Origin of the sequence: Paenibacillus sp. FSL R7-0313, assembly GCF_037969885.1 — a bacterium.
Lineage (GTDB): Bacteria > Bacillota > Bacilli > Paenibacillales > Paenibacillaceae > Paenibacillus.
This window is the reverse complement of sequence record NZ_CP150219.1, coordinates 4,334,956-4,353,780: the sequence shown is the minus strand read 5'-3', so window position 1 is coordinate 4,353,780 and position 18,825 is coordinate 4,334,956. Positions and strand designations below refer to the sequence as shown.

Below are 18,825 nucleotides of genomic sequence, written 5' to 3'. Positions count from 1 at the left end.
CTGTAAAAAAGTATGCAAAAGGAAAGCGCCCGATAGACCCACAATACGCGCTGTAGGATAACGCGATCTTTGGTGAGCGGACACTTTTTTCACGGCATCAGTTCTGATTGAGTCAGTTTATTTATCTGAGTTGGTAAACTTGCTGCGGAAATTGGAAGGAGAGATGCCCTCTTTTTTCGAGAAACAGGAAGAGAAGTAGGATACATGATTGAAGCCGATCTCTTCGGCGATGCGAGCAACGGACCAGGCGGTTTGCAACAGCAGCTTTTTGGCCTGTTCGATTCTGTAATGCAGCAGATATTCCATGGGTGTCAAGCCATACACTTTCAGCATGCTGCGTGCGAGATAGTTTGGATGGTAGTTCAGTTCCTTTTGCAGCATCGGATTGGAGATCGGTAGCGGGTAATTGTGGCGGATGTAGAGTTCAACTTTCTCGGCAATCCGGATTGCGGCAACGTCTGACAGTGAAGACAGCCCAAGATCCAGATGCTGCATAAATTGCTGGAAGGTCGCCTGTCGTTTCCAATTGCGCATGGACTGAGGCTCCTGATCAAGCTGAGAGAAATGCTCCAGAAGTTCCATATCTTTGATTGCAATGTGCAAATGTTTGGGAATGAAGATGGAACAGACATCACAGTGGTTCAGATATGCGCTCACCTTATGTGTCTCAATTAGTTCGGCTTGATTGGCGAGACATTCGTCCATGTTGGCAGACTCTCTCCAGCTGCCAAAGGTTTGAAAATGAATCCAGATCATTTCCGTTTCCGCCTTACAGGCTGCGCTGCCGTAATGATGTCCATCCGGCTTAAGGATCAGTGCTTCTCCTTGGTTCAGAAGCCATTCTGTCCCGTTCTCGCTAATGGCGAGCGAACCGCGTGTAACAACAATTAGATCAAAGACACCGATGTCACTCCGGCTAATGTGATATTCACCGGCTTCGTAACAAGCACGGCCGCAATCAATAAAATAGGGAATGGGCGGGGTGATGAAATGAAGGATGGGCGAGTCCAATCCGGCACCTCCGAACAGGTTGAAATATTTAAAATTCATGTTGGCATCGAGCATTTATTTTTTATGATACAGCAAGTAACATATAAAATAAAGCGCTTACGAAATTCAGTTTTAACCTTCAACGGATTCAGGTTTAGAACCTAATCTTCACTCTTTAGAGATTCTACTTTAGACGAAAGAATGAACGTCATTTTCGATGGATCGGTCAAAGGTATTTCGTAGAAGAAACTATACTTACCGGTTTAAGAGAATTAAACCCCTAATGGATATGATCACATATATACAGGAGGTTATAATGACAATGATTTCGAAGAAGTGGAAGCCGCTCATGATCGCGCTGCTCCTGGCATTTTCAAGTCTGCCGCTGCAGGTTAGCGCTTTGCCTGGGGCCGCGACGGCTGCGGTAAAGACCGGTATCTCCAATGCCAGCCTGTCGGCCAAAGTCGGCGACTTAGGTCAGATTGAAGAGCTCTATATCAACAACAATTCTACCAATAAACAGGGGAAGCCAATCAATTTCGTCCTGCCTAATACTACATCGCCGCAGAATGGTACTCAGCACCAATGGATGGGGGGAATGATCTTCTCTTACCGTACGGGTGCCAATGGACAATTCCCTGATAACAGGGACGGCTTTGTAGAAGTTGATACCAATAAAACATTGGCTGCCGGTGGCTCTACACAATATTCGACCATTAATCCGGATAACCCCTATATAAACAAGACCGCATCAGCAGACGGCAAGAAGGTAGAAGTCAACTTTATTGGACAGAACCTAAATTCTACAGACCAGCGGGTAATGAAGGGCTTCGATGTGAAATCCGTTTTTGATATGGAGACCGATGATGGTTCAATGCTTTGGGAAATTACGGTGAAGAACAAAAGCAATCAGTATATCGAATTCGGGGATATCGGCTTGCCGATGCCTTGGAACAACAAATACCAGACCTTATCCGATACCTATGATGACCGTGTGACGGTGCATAATTTCGCAGGTGCTGACAGTGGGTATTCTTATGCCATCCGCACCAGTGGTGAGGGGAACTTCATGCTCTTCACTCCGGTGCCGGAGAGCGGCGCTCGAATCGAGTATGTAGATTATTGGATGCATGAAGCAGGAGAGCGGCGTGCTGCAGACACCTTTAAGAACTGGACAGGAGATAGTGGCGGCTGGTATCCGGGGCTGAACGTGCTCTATATTCACTCCAAAGAAATCCAAAAAACGGGACGCGGATACTTCACTGATGCTTCCAGCCTCGTCCTAGGACCGGATGAGTCCAAGACATATAAGTTCAAATTCTCAGCAGTCCGTGGAGGAGACAACACGCCGCAGGAAAGTGCCCAAAGCCCAAATAACAGTTCGACCTCGATGGAAGACCGTGAAGCCAATCTGCGGTCCATCCTATATAAATCAGGCATGATTGATGCAGTAGCGGTGCCGGGCTTCCAGACTGCAATCAATATGCCTGTCAAGCTAGACCTGCACTATGACGACAGTATCGTTGATGTACAAACCATCGATATTCAAAATGTGGCAGAGAATGATCCATTTGACGAAGCGCATATTCCGGTTATCAAGCCTGGGAAGAGCAGAAAGGAAATGGTTGACAACTCGCGGGCTGGACGTGGACTGCCTGGCGGAAACCCTGGCTACAACGAGTCGGTTGAGTTTGTGGAGACCAAGATCTTAAATGGGGAACAGCATCACATCTATTCGCTTCAGTTTGATTCGATCGGCAATAACAGCGTGCGTATCGAATATAAGCTGAAGGACGGCAACGAATGGGTGGATAAATTCACTCAATTTGAATTCAATGTTCTAGCCGAGCTGGATGCAATTTCGAATGCTCATTCCGAATTCATGGTTCAGCAAACACAGGATAAGGATCCGGAAAGTCCCACCTACGGGAACTATTTCGACTGGTATCTTTCAAGCGGCATGGATCTCAATACAAGCCATTGGGGAGATGACTGGAGCCATGACAACATCAACTTCATGACGATGAAGAACTATCTGGCTCCAAGTCCCGATGAAATTCGCTCTATCGAGACATACCTGATCGACTTCATGTGGGAACGATACATGAAGAATACGCAGGATAGCTACATCGTTGCGAACTGGCTGAAAGATTCTGGAGCGTACACTGACAAAGATAAGCCCTATACACGTACGTTCTCCGAAATCATGGAAGCTACCGGATTTTTCAACATGTACCGGATTCAGAAGGCTTATCCTAATCTGATCGAGTACCGGGAATCGCCTCAGTTTTATCTGGAGAAAGCTTATAACATCTACTATAAGCGTGTTTCAACCGGGGCCATCGGATTCTATGGCGAGCAGCAAATCCCGCATATGATTGAAGCACTGAAAGAAGAGGGGATGCAGACCGAGTCAGCCAATCTGCAGAAAAAGTTCGCCCTCGACAAGGGACGGAATATGACTAGAGCCACTTATCCTTACGGGTCGGAATTTGAATATGACAATACTGGCGAAGAAGGGGCTTATGCAGCAGCGAAGGCACTGCGCACGTACTATCCAGCAGACGCACTTACAGGTGCAGCTGAGAAAAGTATGGAAATGGCCGATTGGAAAACACGTGCCATGCGCGGGATTCAGCCTACCTGGTTCCATTATTCCGTGCCCGTTTTCCGCGGCGGTGAAGGCTGGTGGAATTTCCAATATACTGCGTCTTTGGCAGGATACATTATGGATGACTGGTTAAGGTATGAGAATGATGGCAGATCGGTGGAGCAGAAGGCCATTGCACAGCAGCGAAATTATGCCGCGAAGATCTCGAACTTCAATGCCGTCAATATGGGACAGATTTCGGCTAATTCAGTTGGCAGTACCTCTTGGAGATATTCGATGTATAAGGGAGGCACAGGTACGAAGGACGTATACGATGGCGGCTCACGCGTCATGAGTAACGGCTGGAATGATTTTTCGGGCGAATCGGAAGAAGGCCTCTATGGTTCCCTTCTCAGCATCAGCTCTGATATTGTTACAGATCCGATATTCGGGTTGTTCGGTTATGGAGCGCTGGTGAGTGACGAAGGAGACAGCTACAACATTACGCCGAAAGACGGTTTCGGCAAACGGATCAATCTGATCGATGAGAAAATCTATTTGGAGCTGGAAAGTGATAAAGTAGAAAGCGCTCAAATTCAAAAAGATGGTAAGGGTTTTACACTTCAGCTCCTGAATCCATCAGGAAAAGAGCATACTTCACGGATTTTGTTCGATGGAGTGGGGATCGAGAATGGCTACTATACCATGAAGCTGAATGGTGCAGCTGCCGGACAGTTCTATGTTCAGGACAATGAAGGCGTTGCCATGTTTCAGATGGGTAGCGTGCAGCGTGCTGAATTGATCATTGAAAAGTCAGCCGGCGGCGAAAATGAAGCTCCGCAAATTACTGTAGAGCTGGCGACACAACATTCACAGGCGTTGATTCCATTTATGCTGAATGGGATTGTAACCGATGATGGCGCGCCGAAAGGGACTCTGTCTTATCAATGGGAAGTGGTCAGTGCCCCGGAAGGCGCCATGCTAACCTTTACTCACCCAAAAGCAAGTATTACACAGGCTACGGGTACCAAAGCAGGCTCATATACAGTTAAGCTTAGCGCAAGTGATGGACAACTGACTGGCTCCGGCCAGGTAATCTTCGAACTGGCTTCACCGCCGGATAAACAGCCTCCAGCAATTGGCCAAGTAACAGCGGTTCAGGATGTTGCCAATAACAGTATCGTAGTATTGTCCGGGGAGGCCATTCCTGACCCTGTGCATAGCGAGGCAGAAGAACCCCAGTTGAAGTACACTTGGGCCGTCAAGCAAAAGCCTGAAGGTTCAGCGGACATTTCATTTGTGGATGGTGACAAAGCAGCAGCCTATGCGCGTGTAAGCACGGCAGGCACCTACACGTTTACCTTCAGTGCGGCAGACGGAGACAAGAAGGCTAGCAAGGATATAACGATAGAGATTAAGGAAGATACCGTTGACGTTTACCGGGCACTCAGCGTTGTCACCAAAAAGGATATTGAACCAGAACTTCCTAGACAAATCTATATTCTGTCAGAGGAAGGGTATCTAGAGCAGGAAATCACTTGGGATGCTATAGATCCAAGCAGCTATGCTAGTGTAGGCCAATTTGAAGCCAGAGGAAAGGTCAATGGAAGTGCTTTGGAGGTTTGGGCTACCGTACATGTCGTGAATACTGAGCTACAAAATGCGGCGCTGACAGCCAAGGCTTCCGCTAGCTTCTCTGGTGGCGACGGATATCCAGAAGCGATGAATAACGGCATTGAACCTAAAAGCTCGGCAGATTTCTCGCCGAACCGCGGTGCCCCCAACAGTGCATGGCATAACTGGGGTAGAGAAGGAGATCCAGCATGGGTGATGTATGAATGGGATCAGCCATTCCTGGCCTCTTCTATGGATGTATATGTCTTCCAGGACGGCGGCGGGAACTTCCGTCCGAAGGATATGCAGCTAATGCTTCGCGACGAAGATGGGAAATGGTACACCCCACGGGCCATAAAGGGATTGGGCAATGAACTTAATAAATACAATACAACTACCTTTGAGCCCACCTATATTACAGGTGTTCGTATGGACATGAAGCCTTCCGTTAATGGCAGCGGTATTCTGGAATGGAAGGTATACGGCTATACCGGAGCGGTAGATAAGTCAGAACTGATCAAGGTCTATAACTATGTAAATACATTAAATGCTTCGAACCTTGCAGATCCTGGTCTTGCGCCAATCGAAGCAGCGAAGACAGAAGCATCTGCTGTGATCAAGAATATGAATGCCACAGACGAGGAAATTGCCCTAGCGCTCAAGAAGTTGCTGACGGATTTGCATCTGCTGAGTCCGAATGACGGCAATATGGCTTTCCTCGCGAATGCTTCTTCCAGCTACACCTCACCTTGGGAGAGTTTGGCGGCAGTAAACGACGGAAAGAAAGATGGCAACAACATTTCGCATTGGGGAACCTGGGGTCATGAAGGCGCAGAGGAGTGGGTGCAATATGAATGGCCGCAGGGTGCATCTATCCGGAGTTCGAATCTGGTGCTGTGGTCAGATGGCGGCGGAATCAAGCCGCCTACCCAAATTGTATTTTCCTACATCCCGGCGGATAGCGGAACTGATGAATGGATAACAGCGGGAACGATTACGGAGGGAATCAAAGTGGTCGAACATACTCCAGCGGAATCCTCCAATCCGTACACGTTTGACTCGGTGCTGAATGTAAAGGCAGTGCGGGTTACCCTGACTAAACAATCGCGGGCAGGCGATAACGGTGTAGGCCTATGGGAATGGGAAGTTCACCAGGCCATACCCATTCCTGATCGTGAGGCTCCAGTAACACCGGCAGGTGTGGCACCGTCCATTCCTGATGGAGATGACGGCAAACTGATCGGTGTGACAACAGAAATGGAGTATAAGAAGGAAGGCGAAGAAGAATATATTGCAATTGCAGGAATTGAGGTCACAGGTCTCACCGCCGGTAAATATTATGTCCGGTATATGAAGACCGGTTCGCTGAGCGTCAGCCTGGATAAGGAAGTCGTTATTCCGGAAGGGCAGACACAGGAGCAGGCTGCACCCGATGCGAGTGGGTGGGTGATCTCACACGCCAATTCGGATACCGGCATAAAAGGCATAATTGAGGGTTTGAATGATACGATGGAATACCGGAAGCTGGGCGAAGAGGACTACACACCTGTTACAGGTTCAAGTATCAACGATCTGGAGCCTGGCAGCTATCAGATCCGGTATGCAGCCACAGACAGCCTAAAGGCAAGTCCGCCGGTAACCGTGGACATTCGTAATGAAGCCAAGGCAGATAGAGAGGCACCAACAGTGGAAGGACTCGTCATTACACCGCCTACAGCGGCAGGCGGGAATGATGGCAGAATTGAAAATGTGACTGTCGATATGGAGTACCGAAAGGCGGATCAAGGTGGTTACATGCCGGTTAGTGGATCCAGCATTGAAGGCCTAGAGGTGGGCAGCTATGAGCTCCGGTACGCCGGGACGGATATGAGCAATCCAAGTCCTGCTATCCTGATCGTTGTGCCTGACGGAACCAAGCAGGAGCAAAGTCCGCCGTCCAGTGCAGAGGTCAAGGCTGTAAATGTCAGTGCAGCTGGGGCCAAGGATGGTAAGATCACTGGTGTAAGTCCTGCAATGGAATATCGGCTAGTAGGAATGGACGCTGGCAGCTGGAATGCGATCACAGGCACAGAGGTTGCAGGTCTTGGCAACGGAATCTATGAAGTAAGATATAAAGAGACGGCAACTCATTATGCGAGCCAATCCCTTACTGTCGTTATCAGCAATCCAGTCATCAATCCGAAGCCTACGGAAACCCCCTCTTCAACAACGGATGCACCTGTGTCAGTCACCACACCTTCACCGGTTCCTGAAAACATCAAAGTCGAAGGGAATTGGATTAAGATTGTGGCACCAAAGACGGATACCAAAACCGGTAAAGCTAAAGGAGCACCCATCCGTCAGGAAGACCTTAATAAGGCTCTGGAGCATGTAAAGGCGAATAGCAGTAAAGTTAAAACAATCATGGTAGACATTCCGAAAGCAGAGGGAGCCCATTCCTATGCGGTTGAGCTTCCTGCAGCTGCACTAACCGCAGCGCATGCCAACATCAAGATCGAGATTAATACGGAATTTGGAACCGTTGCAGTATCTTCTAATTTGCTGAAGTATGTATCAGGTGCCAAAAATGTGGAACTGTCACTGAGCCGGCTAGATACTGTAAAGCTTCATTCAGATGTAAAATCAGTGATAGCCAGCAGACCTGTTATTGCATTCGCTGTGCAATTAGATGGAGAAGAAATCGCAACCTTGAATGCACCGGTTGAAATCAGACTGCCTTATACTCCTGATGTTGAAGAATTGGCCAATTCCAAATACCTTACAGTTTCGTACGTGGCTGCAAATAGTACATTTGTTCAGCTACTGAATGGCAAATACGACAGTGCTCTACAAGCCATGGTTTTTCCAGCGGCAAATACAGGTCAATATGCAGTTGTTTATACGAAGAAGTTCTTCAATGATGTCATCAAGGATTCGTGGTACGCACCAGCGGTTGAAACAATGGCGTCCAAAGGATTCATCGACGGGACATCAGCAACAAGCTTTAGTCCCGAGCAAAAGGTCACAAGAGGTGAGTATCTAGCTTGGTTGGTAAGGACACTGGATCTCAAAACAGAGTTAAACACCACCTTCAGTGATATGAAGCGAACAGACCTCTATTATGAGGAAATCGGAATCGCCAAAGCACTCGGGATCGCCATGGGATCAAACGGCAGCTTCTATCCGGAAATGGAAATTGCTAGACAAGATTTGGCTGTGCTGACCATGCGGGCTTTGCGGGCAGTTGGGAAAACCGAGCAGACCCGTACAGCTGAGGATCTCAAGAGATTTACAGATGCGGCAAATGTAGCAAAGTACGCAACTGATGACATGTCTGGAATGGTTAGAATGGGTTTCATAAACGGGCGAAGCAATGTCACCCTGAGTCCTGGCGGAACGACAACCAGAGCAGAAGCTGCTCAAGTTCTGTATAAGATTTTCTCGCAGCTATAATTAAAGAAACCGACCTTGGTCCTGTTTTATGCAGGACTAAGGTCGGTTTCTTTTTCAGGGAATGCTTCGAGCAAGATGCTGTGCCAATGTTAATTACCCCATACCTAGAAAAGCTCAATAACCTAATTTATTCCGTTAAATCGGCATAGTTAGGTTGAAATTTGCGGTTCATCTACAGGCTGTCGTCCACTTACCACAAGCATAATTACAGCAACAATAATAAGTATAAAGCAGAAGATAAATGAGTATCGGTAACCCACAATGCTGGCTACTCCACCACCAACAAGACTACCAATCAGCCTGCCGATTGTGGATGAATTCGAATAGAGTGTGGAAGCATATCCCGGCATACTAGGCAGCAGGTCCTGAATGTAGCTAATTCCAATCGCAGAAATGACGGCGACAAAAACAGCGAGCAAAATTTGTGCTGCAAGCATTTGCCACATCTCGTTCGAGATAAGGATAACGAAATAATAAGCTCCTCCAAAAATAGCCCCGCAAAACACCAAGATTCGGTTACTATACTTTGCACTAAGTAGACCGAGTACAATCATAAAGGGAATTTCCAGCGCAGCACATATACTACTGACTAAACCGACATGACTTGTCGTTCCGCCAAGATTGTTTGTAATAAAGAGAGCCGTGTGTATACTGCTCATCCAATGAGCCGTATACATGAGTATCATAATGAGAAAAGGAATTAGAATATCCCGGTTTTGAGCCAGTCGGAAACTTTTTATATTCGCTTCAGCATTACTGCTCTTCATTTCTGTGTTTGATTTGAGAAACAGGAAAACAAGCAGAGCAACGAGTAGGAAAGCTCCGATCGTTCCCAAAAAAATCCCCTTAAATCCAATAGCAGAGAGTAATAAAGTGCCGATTAAAGGACCTGTAATAAAGCCGAGAGAGAAAGCAGAACGCAAAGTAGAATTAGCAAACGCACGCTCCTTAAAATGACTCTTTATCACTGCTTCTCTAGAAATAGCGAACAACTGGGGCATCCCTGGTGCACCAAGGGCAGTAAACACAGTCATGTAAATGAACAACATCGGAAAATCTTGAATGAACAAGTATCCACTAAAGGCCAAGACATTAGAGAGAGTAGAGAAAAGATAAACGCTCTTCCGATTCAAGCCAAGGTCAGAACGTCTCCCGATTAGCGTACTGATCCATATTCCTGCAATTAGTGTAACGGCTAGATAAAGACCAAACATTCCAATAGATACGCCAAGCTGTTCCGTGAAATAAATAGATAAAAAAGGGGTACTGAGTGAAATGCCCATTCCCTGTAATGCCATACACATAAAGAGTAAAGCATACGAAGGAATGGAAAATAAGCTGATGAATCGATTGATCATAGTGTAAAATTACTCCTCAGAATTTGTTGTTGTGTAACCACCATACATGGCTGAATAGAATCAATCGTACATCTTTATTATGTACTAAATGACAACACAAACAATATAACATTCGTGCCAAATGCTTGCCTAAACCTATCATAGACTCGTGTGAGTATACAGTAAATTAAAGGCAGTTTCCCGGAAAAAGGAGGTTCCCTTTTCACTATCAACAGGTTGTTTTTAAGGAAATACATAGTCATTTTTAAGACAGTACATGTGGAGCATGATCCAAGGCCTCATTCTGCTGTAAACTATGCTTGAAGCCACCAAAAATCCCTTTTACAAGATAGGGGAATGAGCGTTAAAGTTAACGCAATTAAAGACAGGCGATAGATTTAAAAAGATGAGGTTTCAAAACAAATCAGGTGTACGGCGCGCAGCAATCCAATCCAGACTTCCAGCGGGAGTCACCGCACAGCTACGAACGGATGGAGACAGCGACTATGTGTTCATGTCGAGGGACAAGAACTTGTACCGATTGCCGGAATGGACAAGAACATAGTCCGATTGCCGATTAGGCGTATATCTAATCGTTATTTTGCCGTTATTCACCCACAAGCAGTTGCGCTGATGCTCAGAGGCAGTAAACCTGATGAGGCAAAAATGATACTCAGTTGAAGCATATGTGAAAAATCATTGTAACACACTTAAGCTTATAGGATTTTTCGAACAGGATGATACGGAGTTTTAAGTGTGTTGATAAAAAAAACAGCTAACTATGACTATGTCCTTAGTTAGCTGTTTTTTTATTCATCTTTTTAATTTTCTATAAAAGTTATGAATCTCTTGTGAAATTCTCCATCATTCCAGCTGGATACCGGCTACCGGCTGATCCGTGTGGAAGGATCTCTTTGATACGTTGAAGATCAGCTTCTGTAAGATTAACGTTAGCAGCAGCAACGTTTTGCTCAACTCGCTTAGCACTTCGTGTACCCGGGATCGGAACGATATCTTCTCCCTGGGCGAGAAGCCAAGCCAGTGCCAATTCGGCTACAGAAATACCTTTGTTAGAAGCCACTTCATTAAGTTGTTCCGTTGCTCGTAGATTATAGATATAGTTTTCGCCTTGCCAACGCTCGTCGTGACGACGCATATCGTCTTCGGCATACTCTTGAGCCGGTTTAACGGCACCTGTTAGGAACCCTCTGCCTAAAGGAGAGTAAGGCACTAAACCTATACCCAGTTCATTCAAAGTCATGCGTATATCGTTGTCCTCAATCTCACGCTCGAATACGGAGTATTCAGTCTGAAGCATAGATACCGGGGTAACCGCATGAGCTTTACGAATAGTTTTTGAACCCGTGTTACTCAAACCAAAATATTTAACTTTGCCTTCATGAATAAGCTCTCCAACGACTCCAGCTACTTCCTCGATAGGGACATCGGGATCTGGGATATGCTGATAGAAAACATCAATGTAATCCGTTTGCAGATAGCGAAGGCTGTTTTCTGCTACTTTACGAATATTTTCTGGACGGCTATTAAAACGTGTTCCGAGTGGTTCGGCTGTCATGTCAAATCCAAATTTGGTAGCTAGTACTACCTTTTCACGAAAATCCTTTACAGCTTTACCCAGTAACTGTTCATTGTGACCAGTACCATATCCATATAACTCTGCCGTATCAAAGAAATTAACTCCAAGCTCATAAGCTCGACGAATAGTTGCTATTGCTTCATCTTCATTTGAAGGACCGTATGCCATGGACATCCCCATAGTACCTAATCCAATAGAAGAGACTTTTAAACCTTGTTGACCAAGACTTCGAGTTTGCATGTTGTTCCTCCTTAAATAAAGAAAATTAGATTGTCATCACCTAAATGTTTTAAGCCTAGTTAAAAAGGTATCCAATCTTAATTCGTTCAATATGAATTTTTATCTCTGTTATCCATAGGAACAAAAAACATAATATCATGCGAGGTGAATAAAGTAAACAAAAAGAATACAAAGTGTCTATTTAGTATAGTTTGTTTAAAATGATGATTATGAGATATAATATAAGGGATTAGGGGGCGCTTAGATGGAACGGCAGAATGAAAAACAACATAATATGAGGATAACTCTTACTAGCAGATTGTTAACGTACGTTAAAAAAAATGGATTTCAAAGTCTAAAAATGGATGAAATCGCAAAAATCATGGATATAAGTAGGGCCACTTTATATAAATATTTCTCTACCAAAGAAGATATCATAACCTTTATTGTGGGTCTTTCTATAGAATATATCCACGAAATTATTGAAGATTCTGATGCTGACCAAGTAATTGTTCAGCGATTTCAGCAAACATTTGAACAAACAATCTTATTAAAAGAGTTCTTCACAGACATTTTCCTAAGGGATCTTGAAAGTAGTTATCCTGAGAACTATGAGCGACTAAAAGAATCCATGAAGCAACGAGAATATCAGGAATTGGCTTTTTATGATGAAGGAATAAAAGAGGGCTTTTTTAATAAAATTGATGGTAGGCTCATCGTTATGCAAGATGAGATGTTAAGAAACATTTTAGATGTAAAGTATTTGGTGGAGAACCGTTTGACCGTGTATCAAGTGCTATTTGACTATTACAATCTGAAAAAAATTCAGTTGTTTAAACCTGATAAAATTAAAATGATAGATGACAACTTGATGATTCCTAAAATTGAGTATATGGCACAAAAAATCTCAAAAACCTTATATTAAACTTAGCAATTTAGAATAATTTGAGCTTCATATGATGGATTTTCAATGATACATTAGAAGCATAAAAGGCGCGAATGAAACGCACGGCTGCACAATGTGGCACATGAGCGGGGCGTTGTTCCCCTGCGGGTCTGAAAGTTGAATGCTCAAAGGGGTTAAGCCCGACAGTTACAAGGTGACGTTCAGCTCCGCGGTTGTGCGTGGCACGGTGCCGGTACGTGTATTCGAGCGTCTCAAGAGTAAGAGCTAACCAGCAACTAATCCGGCCAAGGTCAAAGATATCGCTGGACGCTCCGATCAAGTAGCGATCGAGTGGGCGCTTCGTTCGGGCGTCGCCGGAGCGGATGCAAACGGCAAATTTCACCCGGATCAGGCGCACGCGGAAACCATATTGTCGAGGGACAAGAACATTGTGTCATTTCGGATTAGCTAGTTATCTAAAAAGTTCTAAGTGGAACTATTGTGGCGGGATAAAAGCATATGAGTATAAGACTTCAATTGAATAACGATTTTTTGTTTCAGGAACTAGGTTTTTTCGACCAAAGGCAAAGAACTAGTTCATTGTTGAAAAGGTTAAGAATATGGTACCAATATTGATAAAATTCTTTATCGGTTTCATAAAGCTAACGGGCAGGTTAGTTTCAACTTAGGTACTGGCTAGTATATAATTAGTAAAACCATGTTGCCTGGAGGAAAAAATGAAAGAAGATAAAGAAAAGGTCTATTATGAACGAGGAACGGTTGAACTACGAGAGAAAAGCATACGGGCCCAAAAGCTTGTGAAGGCTTATAATGACTGCGATCCGGAAGATGGACAAGAGAAAGAACGATTGATTCGAGAACTATTTGGCAGCGTATGTGAAGGTTTTAGCATTGATCATAATTTTCATTGTGATTTGGGTTATAACATTCATGTTGGTCGTAACTTCTATGCCGGGTACAATTGCACCATATTGGATATGGCGGAGGTTCATATCGGTGATGATTGCATGATCGCACCTAATGTCGGCATTTACACGGCAGGTCATAATGTCAACCCCAAGGACCGAAATAAATCTGGTTACGGTATTCCTATAACGATAGGAAATAATGTTTGGATTGGAGGGCACTGTGCAGTTCTTCCAGGTGTTTCAATAGGTAATAATTCCATTGTGGCTGCTGGTTCAGTTGTAACAAAAGATGTGCCAGCAAACACGATAGTCGCGGGTAATCCAGCCAAGGTGATCAAGCAAATTACAGAATGATAAAGGGCTTTACAGATTCGATTAAACTAACGGGAGATGTTAGCTTAATCAACATGATCAACTGCGGTTTACAACTAACGGATGACAATAGGGATCGTTGCAGAAATGCTAACGATCCTTTTTTGTATACCTTTACGGACATCAAAAATTAGTGGAGAGATGTTGAGGCGATAGACAAAGGAATCCGCTTGTAGCAGTTGGGCGCGCACTGATTCTTGACACGACGACATATATACTAGGACAAGAACTTGTACCGATTGCCGGAATGGACAAGAACATAGTCCGATTGCCGATTAGGTGTATATCTAAACAATGCACGCATGGACTTAAAACCTTTTTTAACACCATAATACATGAAAATGTTCACATTGTTATGGGCAAATGACAAATTAAGAGGGGAGAATACGCGTGGCTAGGTATTTTAATCGGACTGAAACTAGCTGCTGAGGACAAGAACTTGTACCGATTACCGAAATGGACAAGAACATAGACCGATTGCCGATTAGGTGTATATCTAAATAATCAGCATATGCACTTATTTGGGAACAACCATAAACAAGAGATATATTCGGGCGGACAACCAACTAACAGTATTGAGCCTAATCCGTTAAAAGAAATTATTCAGAATACCTGATAAAAATAATTGAATAAAATTTTGTTAACCGTATTCTGAAGTAATTATTATATAATTACTTCAAGAGATCTGAAAAATTTTAACATAGAAAGAAGGTTTTTTGATGCGGTATAAAACAGTAGTGTCAACCATAGGACGTGGTAATAAGTTGAGTCGTTGTACGGACAGCAAAGGTAATAAATTTAGCCAAGCAAAGATTATTGATAGTTGGAGATTGTCTTATCAGGAGAGAGTTTCGCGAAGCGAGGGTGAGATTGGCTTACGTTCACCCCAATTTGGGGCTCTATCAGCAATTCGTGCACATTGGGTAACATCAAATTCTCCAGCTACAATAGTGTTGCCTACGGGTACAGGAAAGTCGGAAACAATGTATGCAACTATTGTTTCTGAAAGAATTGCTTCAACATTAATCATAGTGCCTTCTAATCTCTTAAGAGAACAAATTTATGAAGGAGCGCGTCATTTTGGAATACTTCCCAAATTAGATATGATCTCTAATGAGTCTATTTATCCAACTACTTTCCTTTATAAATCGAAAGTTGAAGCTACAGATGAAGAAGCTCTGATTGCTGCACTTCAGGAAGCGAACATAGTTATTTCTACACCAGGTATGATAAAAAAAATGCCTTCATCTGTTTGGAATAAATTTATTCAAAAATTAGAAGTGGTAATCTTTGATGAAGCACACCATCTTGCATCTCCAGATTGGGGAGCAGTAAAAGAAATGGTTTTAGGAAAGAAAATCCTACAATTTACTGCAACCCCTTTTAGGAATGATGGAAAAAAAGTGGATGGTAAGATAATATTCAATTACGGTCTGGCAATGGCGCAAAAAGCTGGATATTTCAAGCCAATTGAGTTTTATCCTATTCAAGAATTTGACGAACAAAAGTCTGATGAAGAGATTGCGAACATCGCAATCCAACAATTAAAAGAAGATTTGGACAAAGGATTGGAGCATGTTCTTCTAGCACGAGCGAAGAGTCGTAAACGCGCCGATGAGTTATATGAAAAAGTCTATTCTCAGTATACAGAATACAACCCAGTTGTAATTCACACTGGTATTGCTTCTACTCAGAGAAATAAATATTTACAAGAAGTTAAGGATGGTTATGCAAAAATTGTCGTATGTGTAGACATGTTTGGTGAAGGTATCGATATTCCAACATTAAAAATTGCAGCAATCCATGATAAATATAAGTCACTTCCAATTACACTTCAATTTATTGGACGATTTGCTCGAACAAGTGGTAATAATTTAGGAAATGCAAAGCTCATAACAAATGTGGCAATGGATGATTTAAAGGACTCGATAGAAGAGTTATATCGTCAAGATTCTGATTGGAATTCGCTCCTCAATATACATTCACATCAAGCTATTGGTAAAGAAATTGAACTTAGTGAGTTTATTGGAAAGTTTGAAAAAGGGCATGTTACGGATATAGATATATCACAAATTAAGATGAAAATAAGTACCCGAATGTTTCGGTGTCCTACAGAAAGAACTTTTGTAGACGCGTGGAAACTGGTCTTGGATCCAGATAGAACTACATCAATGATAAATGAAGAGGATTCTGTTTACATTTTCATTGAGGAAATTGAAACAAAAGTTGTTTGGTCTGATCAAAAGGATATAATGCAATATGATTATGATTTTTTTGTTTTGTTTTTGGACAAAGAGAATGGAATCATACATATAAACGAAACTGATACAGGAAAGGGGAATCGGCTCCTTGAAAGTATGTTTCCACAAGCCACAGCAATTAAGGGGGATTCAGTATATCGGAGCTTGAATGAGATAAATAGGTTAATGATTGGCACTTTAGGATTGAAACAACAACCAAGTGGAAGGATTAGTTTTAGAATGTTTGCGGGTACCGATATTAAGTCTGGAATTAGTGAAGCAATCGTGTCAAATTCAACTAAATCTAATTTATTCGGTTATGGTTATCAAGGTGGGGAACGCATAAGTATTGGTTGTTCGTATAGAGGGAAAGTTTGGATGCGCTGGGTGGAACGTATAAACTTTTGGACAGAGTGGTGTCAGGATGTAGGAAAAAAAGTGCTGGATGATACTATTGATACAAATAGCATTCTAGATAATTCACTCACTTTAGAAGTGATACAGGACTTCCCAGAAGGTGTTCCTTATAAAATACTACTACCGGAAACGATTGAAACGTCTAATAGTCACACGAAACAGTTGTATATTACTAAAGAAGAAAAGGTATACCCTTTCTATCAATCGGAATTAAGCAACCCTAGTTTGGTTGATGGAAATCTTCGATTTGAATTCTTGATAAATGAAAGAAAATTTATATTTGAACAAATTATTAATGACTCCTCTTATAGTTTTAAGCAAATTGAAGGTGATAAGCTTATAGTAAAATTAGGTAAGAAATCAGTTCAAATGATAGATTTCTTATATGAGTATTCCCCAGAAATATCTTTTATTCAGCATGATGGAACTGTAGTTGTAGTTCAGGAGAATCTAAAAACAGTGATCAAACCCAAAAGTGGTATTAAGTTATCTTCAGATGTTCTTATTGCTGTTGACTGGCCTGCTCTTGGCGTCAATATTAAATCGGAATCACAAGGGAGAGGAAGAAAGATTGATTCTATACAATACGCTACGATACATAATATTGTCGATCAAAGTTCAGATATAATTTTTGACGATGATGGATCAGGGGAAATTGCTGATATTGTTTCTGTTAAAATTGATATGCAGCATAAGAAAATTAGATTTCATCTTTATCATTGTAAGTATTCACACGGAGAGCATCCCGGTTCTCGTGTTTCAGATCTATATGAAGTTTGTGGCCAAGCTGAAAAATCAATTATGTGGAATGATAATGTATTAGAAATAATACAAAGAATGATTGAAAGGGAAAATTCAAGACAGAAAAGCTATGGTGAAACACGGTTCGAAAAAGGAAACTTACCAACTTTAAATATGTTAAAAAAGATGGTGAGAGCTGGTTATGAAACAGAATTTGAAATTTCTATTGTACAACCAGGGGTATCAATATTAGATATCACAAACTCTATGAAACAAATTATCCTAGCAACAGATACTTATTTAAAAGATACGTTTGGTTTACGTTTGACATGCTTTTTTAGTAATTAGTTGGATATTTGTGGCGTACAAAGAAGAGGAGGGACAAGAACATGTTCCTATTACCGATTAGTTATATACCTAATTGGTCTTCTCCTCGTTAATTCATTAAGCTAACGGGCAGGTTAGTTGAAAAGTAATTATAAAAAAAGTGCACCTCCAATTGTTAGATGGTGTCTAACAATTGGGGTGCACTTCCTGTGAAAATGAAGAGAAGAACAACGTCAATCGTCAATGGGTACAAGTTCTTGTCCTCAGACAGTGGTGGGATGATGTCGAGGGACAAGAACATGTTCCCATTGAAGTCACTAATTTAGCGGATTTTTTATTTTATCGGTACAAGTTCTTGTCCCGAGCGAAGGACAAGAACTTGTACCGATTACCGAAATGGACAAGAAGATAGTCCGATTTCCGATTAGATATATCTAAACATTGGTCACATGTACTTAAAACTTCACTAAGTACCACAATACATGAAATATGTTCACACTGTTATGGGACAATTGACACGATGAAAAGCCAAACACGCTTGACTAGGTATTATAAAAAAACTAGTTGTTAAGGACAAGAACTTGCACCGATCGCCGAAATAGACAAGAACATGTCCCCATTTCCGATTAGATAAATATCTAAGTGACTAAGTGTGCCGGTAACCGTCGACATCCATAGCACACAAAAGGATAACGTAAACAGAATGACCTTACCAAGAGACTAGACAGAGGCATGGGAGATTGAAGGGATTATTCTGGATATCTGCACAGAGGTCTGCAGGAGAGAGCGTAAAAAAGATCTTATTGGCATTGTCGTGTCCGTCAGTGTGTCTGGTGCGGATTTTTACCACCCAATAGGATTTCATCGTCAGGCTAAAATACCTGATCCAACAAACATAACGATTGATGTATGCCATATCGTTAAGTCCATATTTCATCGTTACTGGAATGGGCAGCCTATGCACCGTGTAGGCGTATCTCTTTCTCATTTATCCAACTCGGCGGATACATATCAATTGACTCTATTTAACGATTAAGAGCAGAAAAGGGCCATTGATCAAGTGATGGACAACATTATGGATCGCTTTGGCGACATTTCTATTTTGCGAGCAAGCTCCATTACGGCTGCTGACCA

8 protein-coding genes are annotated in these 18,825 nt (G+C 42.7%); 5 read left to right on the top strand and 3 right to left on the bottom strand.

All coding sequences use genetic code 11. The features are described from left to right. Positions 1–117 precede the first annotated feature (117 nt). Positions 118–1,050: a helix-turn-helix transcriptional regulator gene (locus NSQ38_RS19070; RefSeq protein WP_339783509.1), complete on the bottom strand. Its 933-nt coding sequence runs from the start codon at positions 1,048–1,050 to the stop codon at positions 118–120. Between the two features lie 256 nt (positions 1,051–1,306). On the opposite strand from NSQ38_RS19070, the gene NSQ38_RS19065 reads away from it, so the two are divergent. Continuing rightward, positions 1,307–8,626 (top strand): DUF5695 domain-containing protein, encoded by a 7,320-nt coding sequence (locus NSQ38_RS19065; RefSeq protein ID WP_339783507.1) that lies wholly within the window; start codon positions 1,307–1,309, stop codon positions 8,624–8,626. Positions 8,627–8,775: 149 nt separating this feature from the next. On the opposite strand, the gene NSQ38_RS19060 is transcribed toward NSQ38_RS19065, so the two are convergent. Further along, positions 8,776–9,984, bottom strand: coding sequence for a sugar efflux transporter (locus NSQ38_RS19060; RefSeq protein ID WP_339783505.1), 1,209 nt, complete (start codon positions 9,982–9,984; stop codon positions 8,776–8,778). A 385-nt stretch (positions 9,985–10,369) separates the two neighbouring features. Between NSQ38_RS19060 and NSQ38_RS19055 the strand changes: the two genes are divergently transcribed. Next, entirely contained in the window at positions 10,370–10,528 is a 159-nt protein-coding gene (locus NSQ38_RS19055; RefSeq protein ID WP_339783503.1) for a hypothetical protein, read from the top strand. Positions 10,529–10,801: 273 nt separating this feature from the next. Here the strand turns inward: NSQ38_RS19055 and NSQ38_RS19050 are convergent, their stop codons facing one another. Then, on the bottom strand, positions 10,802–11,800 hold the full coding sequence (locus tag NSQ38_RS19050; protein ID WP_339783501.1) for an aldo/keto reductase: 999 nt from the start codon (positions 11,798–11,800) through the stop codon (positions 10,802–10,804). 244 nt (positions 11,801–12,044) lie between these two features. Between NSQ38_RS19050 and NSQ38_RS19045 the strand changes: the two genes are divergently transcribed. From NSQ38_RS19045 to NSQ38_RS19035, 3 genes are all read left to right on the top strand, one after another. Further along, positions 12,045–12,704 carry a TetR/AcrR family transcriptional regulator gene (locus NSQ38_RS19045; protein ID WP_339783499.1) on the top strand — a complete coding sequence of 220 codons (660 nt, stop codon included), beginning with the start codon at positions 12,045–12,047 and terminating at the stop codon, positions 12,702–12,704. A gap of 698 nt (positions 12,705–13,402) precedes the next feature. Next, positions 13,403–13,948: a sugar O-acetyltransferase gene (locus tag NSQ38_RS19040; protein WP_249913629.1), complete on the top strand. Its 546-nt coding sequence runs from the start codon at positions 13,403–13,405 to the stop codon at positions 13,946–13,948. 737 nt (positions 13,949–14,685) lie between these two features. Continuing rightward, positions 14,686–17,712 (top strand): DEAD/DEAH box helicase family protein, encoded by a 3,027-nt coding sequence (locus NSQ38_RS19035; protein WP_339783497.1) that lies wholly within the window; start codon positions 14,686–14,688, stop codon positions 17,710–17,712. The last annotated feature ends 1,113 nt before the right edge of the window (positions 17,713–18,825 follow it).